The organism is Lysinibacillus sp. NPDC097868 (assembly GCF_044761135.1).
Lineage (GTDB): Bacteria > Bacillota > Bacilli > Bacillales_A > Planococcaceae > Lysinibacillus.
Genome location: NZ_JBIWBS010000001.1, coordinates 2,870,402 through 2,885,481 on the forward strand (window position 1 = coordinate 2,870,402; position 15,080 = coordinate 2,885,481).

At 36.4% G+C, this 15,080-nt stretch carries 12 protein-coding genes; 7 read left to right on the forward strand and 5 right to left on the reverse strand.

Translation table 11 applies throughout. The annotated features are described in order from the left end of the window. Positions 1 to 173 precede the first annotated feature (173 nt). Complete coding sequence (locus tag ACIQXJ_RS14390) at positions 174 to 1,445, reverse strand: L-lactate MFS transporter (RefSeq protein ID WP_403054686.1); 1,272 nt, start codon at positions 1,443 to 1,445, stop codon at positions 174 to 176. A 965-nt stretch (positions 1,446 to 2,410) separates the two neighbouring features. Here ACIQXJ_RS14390 and ACIQXJ_RS14395 point away from each other — a divergent pair. The 7 genes from ACIQXJ_RS14395 to ACIQXJ_RS14425 all read left to right on the forward strand — a co-directional run bounded on the left by ACIQXJ_RS14395 (position 2,411) and on the right by ACIQXJ_RS14425 (position 9,412). Then, positions 2,411 to 3,898, forward strand: coding sequence for an ATP-binding protein (locus ACIQXJ_RS14395; RefSeq protein ID WP_403054688.1), 1,488 nt, complete (start codon positions 2,411 to 2,413; stop codon positions 3,896 to 3,898). Beyond that, positions 3,895 to 4,563, forward strand: a complete 669-nt coding sequence (locus tag ACIQXJ_RS14400; protein ID WP_403054690.1) for a response regulator — start codon at positions 3,895 to 3,897, stop codon at positions 4,561 to 4,563. Before ACIQXJ_RS14395 ends, ACIQXJ_RS14400 begins: the two co-directional genes overlap by 4 nt. A 354-nt stretch (positions 4,564 to 4,917) precedes the next feature. Next, positions 4,918 to 5,961 carry a DctP family TRAP transporter solute-binding subunit gene (locus tag ACIQXJ_RS14405; RefSeq protein ID WP_403054692.1) on the forward strand — a complete coding sequence of 348 codons (1,044 nt, stop codon included), beginning with the start codon at positions 4,918 to 4,920 and terminating at the stop codon, positions 5,959 to 5,961. Between the two features lie 56 nt (positions 5,962 to 6,017). Next, a complete protein-coding gene (locus ACIQXJ_RS14410; protein ID WP_403054694.1) occupies positions 6,018 to 7,064 on the forward strand; it encodes a DctP family TRAP transporter solute-binding subunit in 1,047 nt (348 codons plus the stop codon). A 125-nt stretch (positions 7,065 to 7,189) separates the two neighbouring features. Further along, positions 7,190 to 7,687 (forward strand): TRAP transporter small permease, encoded by a 498-nt coding sequence (locus tag ACIQXJ_RS14415; RefSeq protein WP_403054696.1) that lies wholly within the window; start codon positions 7,190 to 7,192, stop codon positions 7,685 to 7,687. Further along, complete coding sequence (locus ACIQXJ_RS14420; RefSeq protein WP_401009112.1) at positions 7,668 to 8,936, forward strand: TRAP transporter large permease; 1,269 nt, start codon at positions 7,668 to 7,670, stop codon at positions 8,934 to 8,936. The genes ACIQXJ_RS14415 and ACIQXJ_RS14420 overlap by 20 nt, the downstream gene beginning before the upstream one ends. A gap of 197 nt (positions 8,937 to 9,133) precedes the next feature. Continuing rightward, a complete protein-coding gene (locus ACIQXJ_RS14425) occupies positions 9,134 to 9,412 on the forward strand; it encodes a hypothetical protein (RefSeq protein WP_403054699.1) in 279 nt (92 codons plus the stop codon). A 382-nt stretch (positions 9,413 to 9,794) separates the two neighbouring features. Here ACIQXJ_RS14425 and ACIQXJ_RS14430 read toward each other — a convergent pair whose 3' ends face one another. The 4 genes from ACIQXJ_RS14430 to ACIQXJ_RS14445 form a co-directional block, all read right to left on the reverse strand. Continuing rightward, complete coding sequence (locus ACIQXJ_RS14430) at positions 9,795 to 10,685, reverse strand: DMT family transporter (protein WP_403054701.1); 891 nt, start codon at positions 10,683 to 10,685, stop codon at positions 9,795 to 9,797. A 272-nt stretch (positions 10,686 to 10,957) separates the two neighbouring features. Then, entirely contained in the window at positions 10,958 to 12,169 is a 1,212-nt protein-coding gene (locus tag ACIQXJ_RS14435) for an amidohydrolase (protein ID WP_403054703.1), read from the reverse strand. Further along, entirely contained in the window at positions 12,166 to 13,416 is a 1,251-nt protein-coding gene (locus ACIQXJ_RS14440; RefSeq protein ID WP_403054705.1) for an amidohydrolase family protein, read from the reverse strand. Before ACIQXJ_RS14440 ends, ACIQXJ_RS14435 begins: the two co-directional genes overlap by 4 nt. A 61-nt stretch (positions 13,417 to 13,477) precedes the next feature. Next, a complete protein-coding gene (locus tag ACIQXJ_RS14445) occupies positions 13,478 to 15,037 on the reverse strand; it encodes a glutathione ABC transporter substrate-binding protein (RefSeq protein WP_403054707.1) in 1,560 nt (519 codons plus the stop codon). Positions 15,038 to 15,080: the final 43 nt, after the last annotated feature.

The following is a 15,080-nucleotide window of genomic DNA, read 5'->3' on the forward strand; positions in this document are numbered from 1 at the left end:
CAAAATCACTTTATTTACCATAATATTATTGACATCAACAAACAGCTGTTATATGTTAGACGGAGATTAATCAAGTGTTGTATAACAATTGCTACAAATAAAAACCGCATCAGTGTCATATGCGAAATGACACTAATACGGCTATACCTTCAAGTGCGAATTGAAAGTGAAAATTATCGTGTAGCGGAGACGTCTCCAACTTTTTGTGATGCTGCTTTTAACGCTGTTTGTTTACGTACATCAGCACGTAACGTTATTGAAATAATGAATGAAATGGCAATCAATCCTGCAAATATATAAAAGACAGGAATGTAACTGTCATAAGCATTTCTAATAGCACTCACTAGAAGTGGACCAAATACGCCACCTAATGACCAAGTTGTCAGTAAATAACCATGGATGACACCAAGTTGCTTAGTACCAAATAGATCACTTGCGAATGCAGGTAGGTTTGAGAATCCACCACCATAACAACTAACTACTAAGAAAATAAGTGCTTGGAAAATAATAACGTTTGTCGTATGTGGTAATACGATAAATGTAATAAGTTGTGCTGTAAAGAAAATAACAAAGACATTTGGACGACCAATATAATCAGACACAGCAGCCCAAATCAATCGGCCACCACCATTGAATAACCCCATTACTCCTACCATCGCTGCGGCACCCGCAACTGATAAGCCTACAATTTCCTGCGCCATCGGAGATGCTACAGAAATCATCATAATACCCGCTGTTACATTTACTAAATGCATTGACCATAACATCCAGAAATGCTTTGTTTTCACAGCTTCACGAGCTGACATAACAGCTAAGTCTGTTTTCCCTACTTTCTTGCCTTTTTCTGCATCCGCTTTCATATTCGCAGGCATATAACCTGGTTTTGGCGGTGCTATATATGAAGCCCCTAAAATCATTAACGTGAAGTAACTTGCCCCTAAAATAAAGTAAGTTGTAGAAATGCCGACTGCTTCCATTAAGTTCGCTGCTACCGGTGCAGTAATAAGTGCACCCGAACCAAACCCTAATACAGCCATACCTGTTGCTAAACCACGGCGATCTGGGAACCATTTAACTAAAGTTGATACAGGTGCGATATAACCAATCCCCATACCTAATCCACTTAGTAAGCCGTAAGTTAGCCAGTACAATGTTACAGAATCCATAGAAATCGCAACACCTGCTCCTGCTTGTCCTGCTCCAAACAGCACAGCAGCTACCATAGCAGATTTACGTGGACCCATTTTTTCTACTAAACTACCAAATAGCGCTGCTGAAAAACCTGCAAGCCCCATCATAATTGTAAAGGCAATCGTAACCTTTGTTTCACTCCATCCCATTTCTGTGACAATCGGCAGCTTGTATACACTGTATGCATAAGCTCCACCAATTGAAAGGTGAATAGCGATTGCAGATAATGCAATTAACCATCTATTTTTATTCATAAATTCTCATTTCTCCCCTCTTTTGCTACCTGTGAAAATTCTATGAACGTCCATGTAAAACAATTTACCACTTATAATTATTCAAATGCAAGATGTTTTTCTAAAAAATATTATTTCTCTAAAAAGTTTTTTATCTCTCACTATATATTAACAATACAAAATTCACTACAGCCCCTAAGAAAAAACACGTTTATCGAACAATAACACCAACATTTTTTAGCTATTATTACTTTTCTACTGTACTTTATTGGTTTCAATAAATTATCTCAAAATAATTAAATATGTGCATGATTTCACATATAAAATAATATTTCTCTCTATAAGACCGCTAGATAAAAAATAGAAATTAGTTTGTTAAGTAAAAATAGAAACAATCGACATACAGAAATATTAAGAACAAAAGAGAATTTTAAAACGATAACAAAGCAAATTTTCTTTGCGCAAAAGACTTGAAGTATCTGTAAGATAAGTAATTTAATCCATTATATTATTTAAATGTAAATTATTTCTTAAATTTATCTTGTATAACGGCATCCCAAAGATAAATAGGTAATTATTTTTTATTATTCAAATATAAATTTTTATTTTGAAAAATAATTAACTTCTATAGCACTTCCTATTTATTTCCTAATACTAATGTGACATTAGAAAACAAATTGTTATAGTACACAATTAAAACAGACACTTTATGGCTGTTATTGTATTACAACAAGCTATTCTTTTATGGTACTTTATTATAGAATGATAGTCCTAGTTCATTGCTAGTAAAATGGGTTTTGCTTATCTCCATTAAAATAGGATTTTCCTACATATTGAAATATTACAAGATAGAGGTGATGAATTGATAAAAGGCTGCTAATCCGGCATTCCTTTTCATTGTTATGAAAAACATATCATTACGACTCAAAATGTTTATATTTTCGTTCATTATCGTTATTTTTTCTATCACTACGAGTGGGGCAATTATGATTCATAATTTAGCCGGCGCTTTAGAAAAGGAATTTGGAGCCCGTGCAATAGCAATAGCAAGAACTGTTTCTCAGCTTACTGAAGTACAAAAAAACGTAGGTACTAAAGAGGGATTTGAAATTATTCAGCCGATTGCTGAACGCATTCGATTAACAACAGATGTTGATTATATTGTCATCATCGATATGAAACGCATTCGTTATTCACATCCTTCTGAAAGTAAGCTTGGTACCGTTTTTGAAGGTGGCGACGAAATAGAAGCTTTTTCACAGCATGAATACATATCTAAGGCACGTGGTGTACTTGGTTATTCCATACGAGCATTCGTACCTATTATGAACGAGGAAGGCACAAAGCAAGTCGGTGTTATTACCGTTGGGCTACTAGCGCCAAAATGGTATGACCTCCTAGACGAATATCAATTTGATATATTAGTATCCCTTTTTGGTGGGCTAGCAATAGGGTTAGGTGGATCTGTTTGGGTTGCTAACCATTTAAAACGTCAAACCTTTAACTTAGAACCCTACGAAATCGCTCGTTTAGTGGAAGAACGTTCAGGTATTATTCAAGCGATGGATATAGGTATTTTAGCTACAGACGAAAGTGGAACCGTAACATTTATTAACCGTTTGGCGCGTCAGTATACGCATTACTTTGGACATAAAGTTTCTAGAAAAACTTTGTTTAAAGACACATGGCTTGCTGAAGACACCATTCAACAGCATGAGGTCTATCGACCACTTTTAATGTACGAGCAAATGTATTTAGTTCGGACATTTCCCATTCGTATTATGGAACAAAATGCTGGCTATCTTATCATGTTAACTGACAGAAAAGAGGCAAATATGCTTGCTGAAGAATTAACAGGTATTAAAATGCTCGTCGATTCCTTGCGCGCACAACAACACGAATACATGAACCGACTCCATAGTATTGCTGGTCTTATACAATTGGAGCGCAATGACGATGCTTTAAGCCTCATTATTGATGAAATAACGGATGAAGAGGAACTAATCCAAAGCTTACATGATAAATTTCAGGATTATTCAATTCAAGGCTTATTACTGGGCAAATACTCACGCGCTAAGGAGCTAGGCGTTGAACTCACAATTGATGAAGAATCCAATCTTGTTGATTTTATGAGTGGCTTATCGAGTGGCGATATTATTACAATCATTGGCAACTTATTGGACAATGCAATGGAAGCTTGCTTTGAATGTGAACACAAGGATGTTCACTTAACAATCATTGGTGATAAGCATTATTTAATTATAGAAGTACAAGACAGTGGTAAAGGTATTGAAGGCATACCCCAACGAATTTTTGATTACGGATTTAGTACGAAGCAAAAAGAAGGACATGGCATTGGACTTGCACTTGTCAAACAAATTGTCGAATCCAATAATGGCACGATTCAAGTAGAATCCAATGTGCATATTGGCACAACAATTACAATTAATATAGGGGTGACAGAAGAACAATGAGCAAAATCACAGTTTTTATCGTAGAAGATGATCCAATGGTGCTTGAGGTAAACAAAGGCTTTTTGAATAAAATGAGCGGCTTTCAACTCATAGGAGAAGCAGTCAATGGACGTGATGCATATGAAAAAATCATTATTCAAAAACCGAACCTTATTTTACTTGATATGTTCTTACCAGATATGACAGGAATGGAATTGTTTTTAAAAATTCGAGCACAGCGTATTCCATCAGATATTATTATGATTACAGCGGCTCGAGATGCACCCACTGTACAAGAGTCCCTTCGACTTGGTGCAATCGATTACCTTATAAAGCCATTTCGTTTTGATCGCTTTGAAAGGGCTTTGCTACAATATAAAAACTCTACAAAAAATTTACTAAGTACAACTACTATTAACCAAGAGGATATCGATCAATGGTTGGGTATTCAGCATGAAATATTAGAACTTCCAAAAGGCTTGAATAACATTACAATGGAGCAAATTTTAGGTTACTTAACGACACATCAAGCACCGATTACTTCTGAACAGCTTGCACAAAATGTCGGAATGGCAAGAGTAACTGTACGAAAGTATTTAGACTTTTTAGCTACAAAAGGAACAGTGCATATTGAATTAAAATATGGGACTGTAGGACGGCCAACTAAATACTATTCTATTAAATAATTATAAATTGGTATATTATCGCTCTATTTTCCTGACTTCCAATAATAGCCTAATACCAAGAATCTGCTCAATTTTCATGGGAAAGCAACAGGCATCTGTATACACTTTGCCTACCACACCTTGCTTGCTTTCATTTCCCATAGAAGACTAGCAGATTCTTTCTTTATATAGAAGCAATTCTCATAGTATTCACTAAAATAGCATAGCAGCTGTTTTGTAACAGTTTTTCAAAATAATAAATTGTTATATACCATAAATACCAAAATGTTCATTAAAACCATAATATTGTGTATTTTAATATTTACAATAGAATAAGAAGCGTTCACATCTTAAATAGATTAGAGGTGAATTTGTATGTGGCGCAATCATATTAACAAGCAATTTGTTAGCGTTCTCATTTTACTGACAGTTATGTTAGTTTCCTGCCAGCAACAAGATTATCCTACTGATAATGAGCAGTTAAGCCATGAAGAACAAATTGTCATTCGATTTTCACATGTAGTTGGTGAAAACACACCAAAAGGAATGGCGGCAATTAAATTTGCCGAACTCATTAAACAGCGCAGTAATGGTCATGTAGAAATTCAGGTCTTTCCAAATGGGGTTCTTTATAAAGATGGTGAAGAAATGAATGCACTTTTACGTGGAGATATTCAGATGATCGCACCAGCTATTTCAAAAATTACAACGCTCGTACCTGAGTGGTCCGTGATGGACTTACCCTATGCATTTAAAAATGCCGAAGAAGTGCATACATACGTTGATAGTGATGTTGGTCAATCTTTAATGAAGAAATTAAATGACCATAATTTGTTTTCAATCGGGGTTTGGGATAGCGGGTTTAAGCAGTTTAGTAATAGTATCCGCCCTATTCAAGATATCACTGACTTGAAAAACTTACGCATGCGCATTATGCCAAGTGATATTTTAGCAGAGCAGTTTTCTAGTGTTGGCGCCTATCCAAAGAGAATAGATTTCAACACCGTTTTCCATCAACTACAAAAAGGTAATGTAGATGGACAAGAAAATACACTCACGAATATTACTAGTAAAAATCTACATTCCCTTCAAGACTACTTAACAATTAGTAATCATGGTTATTTAGGTTATTTACTACTCATGAACAATGAATATTGGCAGTCCTTACCGAAGGATGTTCAAACATTGCTTATCGATACACTTGCAGAAGTACAGGAATGGGAATGGCAACTTGCAGAAAATCTTACAGCAGAACGTCTGCAAGAAATGGAAGCTTGTAATTGCATCAATATTCATTATTTCACAGCTGATGATGTTGAGAAATGGGAGTCAGCATTTGAACCAGTCTATGACTATTACGCTAAAAGTTATAGCAAGAAATACATACTTGCGCTGCCAAAAAACCAACCACGTCACTAATTTGGGTTTAAAGGGGATCCTTTTAACTATAATCAAAACTTTAAGGGGGATTTGAAATGAAAAAATGGCTTTTAATGTCACTTATGGCTGTGCTTGTTCTAGCATTAGCTGCATGTGGTGGCGATAAAAAAGAACCAGCTTCTGCTCCAGCAGCTGATGGAGATGGTGGCTATACAAAAGAAAAACCACTTGTGATTAAATTTTCTCACGTTACATCAATCGATAGTGTTAAGGGGAAAGCTTCTGAAGCTTTTGCAAAATTAGTGGATGAGAAAACAGAAGGTAAAGTAAAAGTCGAAGTTTATCCATCTTCTCAATTATATGGCGATAATGACGAGCTTGATGCATTAGTATCAGGAAACGTACATATGATTGCACCATCTGTTACTAAAATGGTGAAAATTGACCCTCGTTGGCAGTACGTGGACATGCCTTACCTTTTTGAAGATGAAGAGCATGCTCGTAAATTCTTTGAATCTGATGTAGCAAAAACAATTCTTGAATCAGATCAATTAGCGGCAAATGATATTAAAGGATTAGTATTCTGGGAAAATGGCTTTAAACATTTCTCTAATAACAAACATCCACTTGTCAATGTTGAAGATTTCAAAGGTTTAAAATTCCGTGCACAGGCAGGTAAAGTACTTGAAGCACAATTTAAAGCGTTACATGCTGGTTCAGCTACGATTTCATTCGGTGAAACATACGCTGCTCTTCAACAAGGAACTGTTGATGGACAAGAAAACACATTCAACAACTTCGATACACAAAAATACCAAGAAGTTCAAAAGTACTTCTCAGTATCTGAACATGGCCGTCTTGACTATGCAATCTTTGTTAACAAACCATTTTGGGAAAAGATCCCTGCTGATTTATTGAAAGCAGTTGAGGATTCTTTAGCAGAAGCTACAACTTTAGCTTGGGAATTAGCTTCTGAGGAAAATGCAAAATCATTTGAAAACATTAAGAACTCTGGTATTGAAGTAATTGAATTAACAACTGCTCAAAAAGATGCAATTAAAGCTGAGCTTGAGCCGGTTTACGAAGAGTTCGGTAAGGCTATTACGGAAGAATTAATTAACGGTATTCGTGATTTAAAATAAGTTCTTAAACTGAGTGTCGATAAGTAATCGACACTCACTCTTTTTCTTAAAGTAAATCGCTTACAATCTTGTTTTACGTTATATAAGAAAAATCTTATCATCTTATATTTTAAGGAGGCATCAGGATGAATGTTTTACATAAAGTATGGGGCTATTTAGAGGAAATCCTTGCTGGATTCTTTTTCGTAGCTGGTATTGCACTAATCTTCTACGGTGTAATGATGCGTTATATTTTTAACGAACCTCAAGCTTGGGTAGAGGAATTAGCACGTTACGCAATTATTTGGGGAACGTTTCTTGGCTTTGGTTTAGCTCTTCGTCACAATCAGCATATCCAAGTAGATATTTTATACGATAAATTAAAACCGTCAAATAAACGAATTTTAGATTTAGTCGCAACATGTTTAAGTATCGTATTTTGTTTAATTTATACGTACTATGGTTTTGTATTAGTTGAGAATCGCTATACATCAGGCATGGTTTCACTTGATATCGGCATTCCAATGTGGGTTGTCTACTTAGTACTGCCGATTTCGGGCGTTTTATTTTTACTAAGATTCGTTGAAAGATTAGTCAATATTATACGAGGAAAGGACGAAGAATATGCTAATCCTCTTACTTAGTTTCTTTGTTTTATTATTTTTACGTGTACCTGTCGCAGTTAGCTTAGCACTTTCAACGATTTTAGTGTTCTTCCAAATCGACTTTAATATGAATATGATTCCACAGCGAATTTTTACAGCGCTAGATTCATTCCCGATGATGGCCATTCCAGGATTCGTTCTTGCTGGTGTGCTCATGGCACGTGGTGGAATTTCTAAATATTTAATAGAAGCATTACGTGCTTGGATAGGTCACCTGCCTGGAGGACTTGCAGTCGTAACAATCGTTGCCTGTGCTATTTTCGCAGCGATTTCAGGTTCTTCACCTGCAACTGCCGCTGCAATCGGTTCAATTATGGTTCCTGCAATGATTTCTGCGGGCTATAAAAAGCGTTACTCAATGGGACTTGTTGCAGCTGGTGGTACGCTAGGAATTTTAATTCCTCCAAGTGTTCCTTTAATCATTTATGGTATTACATCCGAACAATCCATTGGTGAATTGTTCATGGCTGGTGTTATTCCTGGTCTTGCGTTAACAGGCATTTTGATTGTTGCTGCTATTTTTTATGCAAAGCGCAATGGTTTCAAAGGAGATGAGCCTGCCTCTTGGGAAGAGCGTGGCCGTAAATCATTAAAAGCCATTTGGGGTGGTTTCTTACCATTCTTAATTTTAGGAACTATCTATTCTGGTGTTGTAACACCTACTGAGTCAGCTGTTATTGCCGTATTTTATGGTTTATTAGTATCACTATTCATTTATCGTGAAATGAAGTTAAAAGATTTTCGTGAAGTATTAGTAGAGTCCATTAATATTACAGCGATGATTTTCTTAATTATCGGTGCAGCTTCACTATTCGGTTTATATTTAACGAACGCACAAGTTCCTCAGCAAGTTGGTGCTTGGATTGCAGAAAGTGATTTAAACAAATGGATTTTCATGATTGTCGTGAATGTTTTATTCTTTATTATGGGTATGTTCTTAGAAGCCGTTTCAATTATTTTAATTACATTACCAATTTTGCTACCAATTCTTGCCCATTTCGATATCAACCTTATTCACTTTGCAATTATTATGACAATCAATATGGAATTAGGTATGATTACACCTCCAGTAGGTCTGAATCTTTTCGTGGTAAGTGGTATTGCGAAGGAAAAACTTGGAGAAGTTGTCAAAGGGGTTATTCCATTTATTATTTTAATGATTGTGTTCTTAGCTATCGTAGTTGTACTACCACAATTGTCGCTTTGGTTACCAGAGCAAATGAAGTAAGGGCTTCCTTATGGTCAATGACATAACAAGGTATTCCATTCAAGATCGTCAATTTTAGCAGATTATTATTAGTTTAGGAGGAGCATCGGTTTTTAGCCCATTAGCAGACGACCAATCGTCCCCCTAGCGCAAATCCCATTGATTGGCTATCAATCTATTCGCTAATATAAGACATTAATCGCGTTCGAACATCTGGGGTGTTTTCATTAGTTAGTGGAATAATTCTAACATTAAGCGATTCACTCATTATCGTAATTGTAGGACTTTGTATTGCATGTTTAGGCTTTTTCATCGCCCATGCCTTACCATCAGCAACCTTTAGTCGTACAGCTATCCACCAAAAAGGCAGTGCGGCAAGCCTGTATCTCGTTTTTCTTATTATATTGGTGTTGCTTGTGGAAGTACGTTACTCAGTCCAATATGGCTACATTTTAATTGGTTGGGTATCGCTATCACAACCGTTTTCCTTCCTATAATATATATACTGTTTCTAAATTACACATTGCATAAAAAAGATACGCAGTAATTTTTAGTGCCAAGTACCTACAAAAGTGCCAGGCACTCAAAATCCAAGTAAAAATCCACGCAGACTCCTGCGGCTTACGTATGTGCCAGCGGAAGCGAAGTGGATTTTTACGCTTTAGTAGCAAGTATTATGCCAGATACATATACTTAGTGCCCATACTTAGTGCCAGGTACTCAAACAATTTTTAGTGGATTGGAGCGAAGGGCGGGCGACTCCTGTGGGAACGCACGCAGCGTAAGACGCAACAAACGGCGCGACTGCGACGGTTGTGGCTTACGATGTGCCCGCGGAAAGCGCCCGCCCGTAGCGAATATCCACCGTGGCAATACTTTTTATTTATAAACTAGACCCTTTATTTCTTTATAGTAAATACAAAGAATAATTCCTAAAAGAATCAACAAAGAACCGTAAATTTGAATGCTAGTTGGCAGCTGATTTAAAATAACAGCACTTAGAATCATCGCAATAGCTGGTTCAAAATTTAACAAAAGCGATGCATTTGTCGACCCTATTTCTTTCATTTTTCTATTCCACATTAAATTACTAATTCCATGAATAATGATGGCTGAAACGATTAGCAGTAACCAATATGGAAATGCCACTTGCATATTCTTTTGGGCTACTATAGATGTTCCGAATGGCATGAGAACAATTAGGCCAATTAAATTTGTATAAAAAGTAATAGCCGCCGCTGACATTCTGGCGCTAAGGTCATTTACAATAATTAGGAACAGGGCAAAACTTAACATCGTAATCAAGCTTAAAATTTCACCTTTACCAATTGAAATGCCAATAAATGCGCCTTTTGTAATTATCATCGAAACGCCAACTAATGAAATAATAGCACCAATCCAAAAAATACTGTTTCGATATTCTTTATAGATTATTTTATTAAGTAATGACGTAACAATCGGTGCACAAGCTAATATGAGAGCTGCTGTTATTGGAGTTGTATGCTGAAGACTTGCATAAAAACTATAGTGATTAATCGCAACACCTAAAATGCCAGCTACAATTAATAATAAAATATCGCGGTGCGTAACGGATAAATGGGTGATAGATCGCCAACTTATACACCCTAAAAATAGAACAATTACAATAAGTCTGTAAATGGAAATCACAATAGGTTCCCAATGATGAATTAAAATAGCACCAATAATAAAGTTACTAGCCCAAAAAAATACACAGCTAAATAAAATCATGTATGTTGTTAGTTGTTTCATTTATTGCTCCTTCTCACATGAAAATGATATTTACATCTCGGCGTAATTACGGCGAGACTTTTTCTTGATTCAGACGGAGTTTGAACCCCATTGTTAAAACATTTGCTACAAATTAAAAAAACCGCTTCGCCTTCCTTTGCCAAGTATCGCTATCACCAAGAAAGCGATACTTCAGCATAGGAATGTAAGTGGATTTTCGTCTATATAAAATTATTTAAGGGGGATAATTTTATTATTAGCACGGCACAATTCGGTATGCCTCTCCAATATGTTTATCGAATAAATTTTCCTTTAGACATGACAGTACGATCTAAAGGTCTTCTTGCAATGACTTCAGCGCTTGATACTGCGTCAAAAAATACGAAACTCGCTTCATCGTTAATATTTGGCCAAACCTTCTGACCATTTGTATCTAATGGCGTAATACCATTTGTAATGTATTTCAATGTTTGACGTATGGAACGTTCATCTAGTTTTCGAGAAATGTCTGCAAAAGACGTTACTTTTTCTAAAATATCTCCAGAACCATATGGGCTCCATGAATCAAAAAACCCATCACAACCAAAATGCACATCGACTCCATGCTCTGATAGTAAATCAATTGGTGGCATCACACGATTGATATTATATGGCACTGTAGACATGATTTTCACCTGTTGCTGCGCAAGACGATTTGCAATATTATGTTGCTCCATTATAGAAACATCACCTAATGCAAAGGCATGACTTATGGCTGTTCTGCCTTGGTAATTTGTCTCTTCGACTATATCAAGCCATTTATCTATTGTATAGTAGCCAACGTGACCGCCATCATGTAAATGAATATCAACATCGACATTAAATTCATGGGCAATATCCATTGTTTCGTATAGAGAACGCTCAATAGTATTATCGATTCCAGCCGGATCAAGTCCACCAATCATTGTAGCCCCGTTGCGTAATGCCTCACGTAGTAACTGTGGCACATTATCTCTTAGTAAGCCATGCTGCGGAAAAGCGATTACCTCGGCTGTTACAATATCTTTATAATCATCTAACGCCGCTAATACACCCTCTAAATTTTTCAACCCTATATATGGATCAATATTGACATGCGTACGAATATGATTGGTACCGTTATTAATAATTTTTTCTATCATAGCGACAGCTCGTTGTTTTCCCGTATTCGCTAAAATCGGTAGCTCTCTCGCTTCATGCGCCAAACGATCTTTTAAATTTTTCGAAGGTATTACTGCCTTCCAAGGTAATGATAAATATGTTTTATCTAAATGATTATGCATTTCCTTAAAAGCAGGTAAAAGGAGCTTGCCCTTCATATCTGTAACGTTTTGCGACGCATCGATTGCTTGTGTTGCTGGAATAATTTGCGAAATTAAACCTCCAGTAATTTCAATATTGAAAAGCTCAACCTTTGTACCAACTGTATCATTATCTTTTATATACTCGCCTGTTTCAAGTAGAACGTTTGTAAGCCACTGCTTCATCTGAATTCTCCTTTCAACTCTCCTACTTCCTGCTGGTGAATAATTTTGCCTTGTGAAATGACTGTAGAGATTGGACATCTTCTAGCTACAACATGTGCCGTACTAACGCCATCTACTAGCAGCATATTAGCAACATCACCAGCCTTTGGCCATACACGCTCACCCTCATCATTCAAAGGTGTTATACCGCCAGAAGCATATTTCCATGCACGACTTAAAGAATATTCATCCATGAAACGGAATCTTTCAGCCATAACATTTAATTTTGTAATTGTGTTGCCTGTGCCATATGGGGACCAATGATCTGTTAAACTATCATGCCCTACTGAAACCTTAACCCCTTTTTCATATAAATATGGAATCGGGATTGTTGAACGATTAATAGCAATTGGTACCGTTGTTGTCACATCCATTTGGACAGAAGCCATTGCTTGTACTAAATTTTCTAGTTGTGGCTGCGCTAAATCAGCCAGTGCCATCGCATGACTAATTGTCACTTGTCCCTCTTTTTTGGCCTGCTTTGTCAAATCAATCAGTTTATAAAACTCAAATTCTCCCAATGTATTGGCTGTATGAATATGAATATCGATACCAGCATTATAATCTTGTGCAATTTGCATTGTTGTTTGAAGTGATTTTTCAATATTGCGATCAACAATTGATGGATCAACACCTCCAACTAACGTTGCCCCCATTGTCATTGCCTCTCGAATTAATCCTTCTACATTTGAACGAAGAAGGCCATGCTGTGGAAAAGCAACAATATCATACGTAATTTGTTCCTTATATTTTTCTAAAACTTGCTTTGTAATTTCTATATGCTTTGTGCCAATTTGTGGATCAACATTACAATGGGAACGAATATGTGTATGCCCCTGTGCAATAAGCCATTTCACCATCTCCTCGGCACGATAAGCCGCGGTCGGCAATTGCTTCGGTAAAAGTGTCTGCTCTTCCTCAATACGTGTTAATATTCCTTTTGTAATTGGTCTAGGCGCTTGCCATTCACCACCAAAATACGTTTTATCGATATGAATATGCATTTCGCGGAAGGAAGGTACTAATAATTGATGTTGTGCATCCAACACCTCAATATCTTCGGTCACAACTATATTTTTATCTACCTTTTTTACATGTCCATCTTCAATTAGGACATCATAAATAGCGGTACGAGTTGCAACAATGTGCTCTTTTTCATGTTCAAAAGCTTCTTCCAATCTCACATTTTTTAGCAATAGTGTGCTCATAGTTTACTCTCCTAATTAGTATTTTGATGTTTGTTTCATTAAACAGGTACAACGACTGCACTTACTGGACAATTTCCACTCCGCTAACCATTGTGTAATTTGATGCATCTAACCAAAAGCCCTTTACTGCATTACTATAAACTGCTAAATGCTCGTAATTTCGAACAGGAATATATACTGCTTCATCTAGCTCTAATTGCATCGCTTTTTTGTAGATATCATTACGAGTAGCTTGGTCTGATTCAGTACGTCCTTCTTCTATTAATTTATCAATTTCTGGATTACTATAATAGAAGTGATTTCCTGGTGCGCCCATTGAAGCTGTATGGAACAGATTGTATTGGTTATAATCAGCGTCACCAGTAGCATTACCCCAGCCACTAATAAATATTTGATGCTGTTCTTTCGTGATCTCTGAAATAAATGCACCATATTCCATTACTTGAATCTCAACATCTAAACCAATCCCTTTTAATTGAGATTGCACAACCTCTGCCATATTAATGCGTTCTTTGCGATCACTTGTCAGTAATTTGATTTTAGTACCTTCTTTAATTCCTGCCTCTTTTAACAGTTGCTTCGCCTTTACAACATCATAATCATATGCCTTCGTTTCACTTGAATAACCAATAACCTTTGGACTCATTGCTGAATTTGCAAGTGTGCCAACATTATTATAAATTCCGCTAATAATTGCCTCGCGGTCAACTGCATAGCTAATAGCCTGACGTACTTTGACATTTGATAATAATGAATCTTTCACATTAAAGCCAATAAACTCAACTGCTAGTCCTTCTGTGCGGAATAAATTCATTGTTGAAGAATTTTCAATTCTGGCGATATCCGTCACTGGTACTTGGTCGGCAATATGCGCTTCACCGCTTTCAATCATAGCTAGACGTGTTGAATCTTCAGGTACGATTTTAAATGTCACTTTATCAATCTTCGGTACTGTACCCCAATAATCCTTATTTGTATTTAATGTAATTGCTTGACCTGATTTCCAAGACTCAAAAGTAAATGGACCCGTACCGACTGGATTTGTCGCAAGTTGATCTGCTGATCCCGTAATTGCTTTCGGGCTAATAATGCTACCTTCTTGGCTCGCTAAAATAGAAAGAAGCGGTGCATAAGGATTTTTTAATTTTAATGTCACAACATACGTATCATCAACAACAACTTCGCTAATCATAGATAGCTTATCGCGTTGTGGTGAACCTGTCGCTGGATCTAAAATTCGATTGAATGTCGCTTTTACAGCCTCTGCATTAAAATCTTCACCATCATGAAACTTAATGCCTTCATTTAAAGTAAATGTCCACGTTAACTCGTCCTTTTGCTCCCATGATTTTGCTAGTAACGGAACAATTTTTCGATCTCTATCAAAAGCTACTAACGTTTCATAGACTTTACCATGAATAATATTTGCTGAAGGAATATCCGTTATAAAGTGCGGGTCAAGACTAGTAGCATCTGAAGCTCTTAATACGATAAGTTCCCCTCCAACACTTTTTGATCCTTCCTTGGATCCCTCTGTACTATTGTTACTTGCAGTCGAACAAGCTTGCAAAATAACGACAGTCATAAGCGCTAAAAATAAAAACACTTTCATTCTCTTCATAAATTACTCCTCCTTGTTAAATTGTTGCTTACATTTCGAATTA

Coding starts and splice junctions, on each gene's coding strand:
- ACIQXJ_RS14430 (WP_403054701.1), bottom strand. CDS start 10,685: ATGAAACAACTAACAACATACATGATTTTATTTAGCTGTGTATTTTTT.
- ACIQXJ_RS14435 (WP_403054703.1), bottom strand. CDS start 12,169: ATGAAGCAGTGGCTTACAAACGTTCTACTTGAAACAGGCGAGTATATA.
- ACIQXJ_RS14395 (WP_403054688.1), top strand. CDS start 2,411: ATGATTCATAATTTAGCCGGCGCTTTAGAAAAGGAATTTGGAGCCCGT.
- ACIQXJ_RS14445 (WP_403054707.1), bottom strand. CDS start 15,037: ATGAAGAGAATGAAAGTGTTTTTATTTTTAGCGCTTATGACTGTCGTT.
- ACIQXJ_RS14400 (WP_403054690.1), top strand. CDS start 3,895: ATGAGCAAAATCACAGTTTTTATCGTAGAAGATGATCCAATGGTGCTT.
- ACIQXJ_RS14390 (WP_403054686.1), bottom strand. CDS start 1,445: ATGAATAAAAATAGATGGTTAATTGCATTATCTGCAATCGCTATTCAC.
- ACIQXJ_RS14410 (WP_403054694.1), top strand. CDS start 6,018: ATGAAAAAATGGCTTTTAATGTCACTTATGGCTGTGCTTGTTCTAGCA.
- ACIQXJ_RS14405 (WP_403054692.1), top strand. CDS start 4,918: ATGTGGCGCAATCATATTAACAAGCAATTTGTTAGCGTTCTCATTTTA.
- ACIQXJ_RS14440 (WP_403054705.1), bottom strand. CDS start 13,416: ATGAGCACACTATTGCTAAAAAATGTGAGATTGGAAGAAGCTTTTGAA.
- ACIQXJ_RS14420 (WP_401009112.1), top strand. CDS start 7,668: ATGCTAATCCTCTTACTTAGTTTCTTTGTTTTATTATTTTTACGTGTA.
- ACIQXJ_RS14415 (WP_403054696.1), top strand. CDS start 7,190: ATGAATGTTTTACATAAAGTATGGGGCTATTTAGAGGAAATCCTTGCT.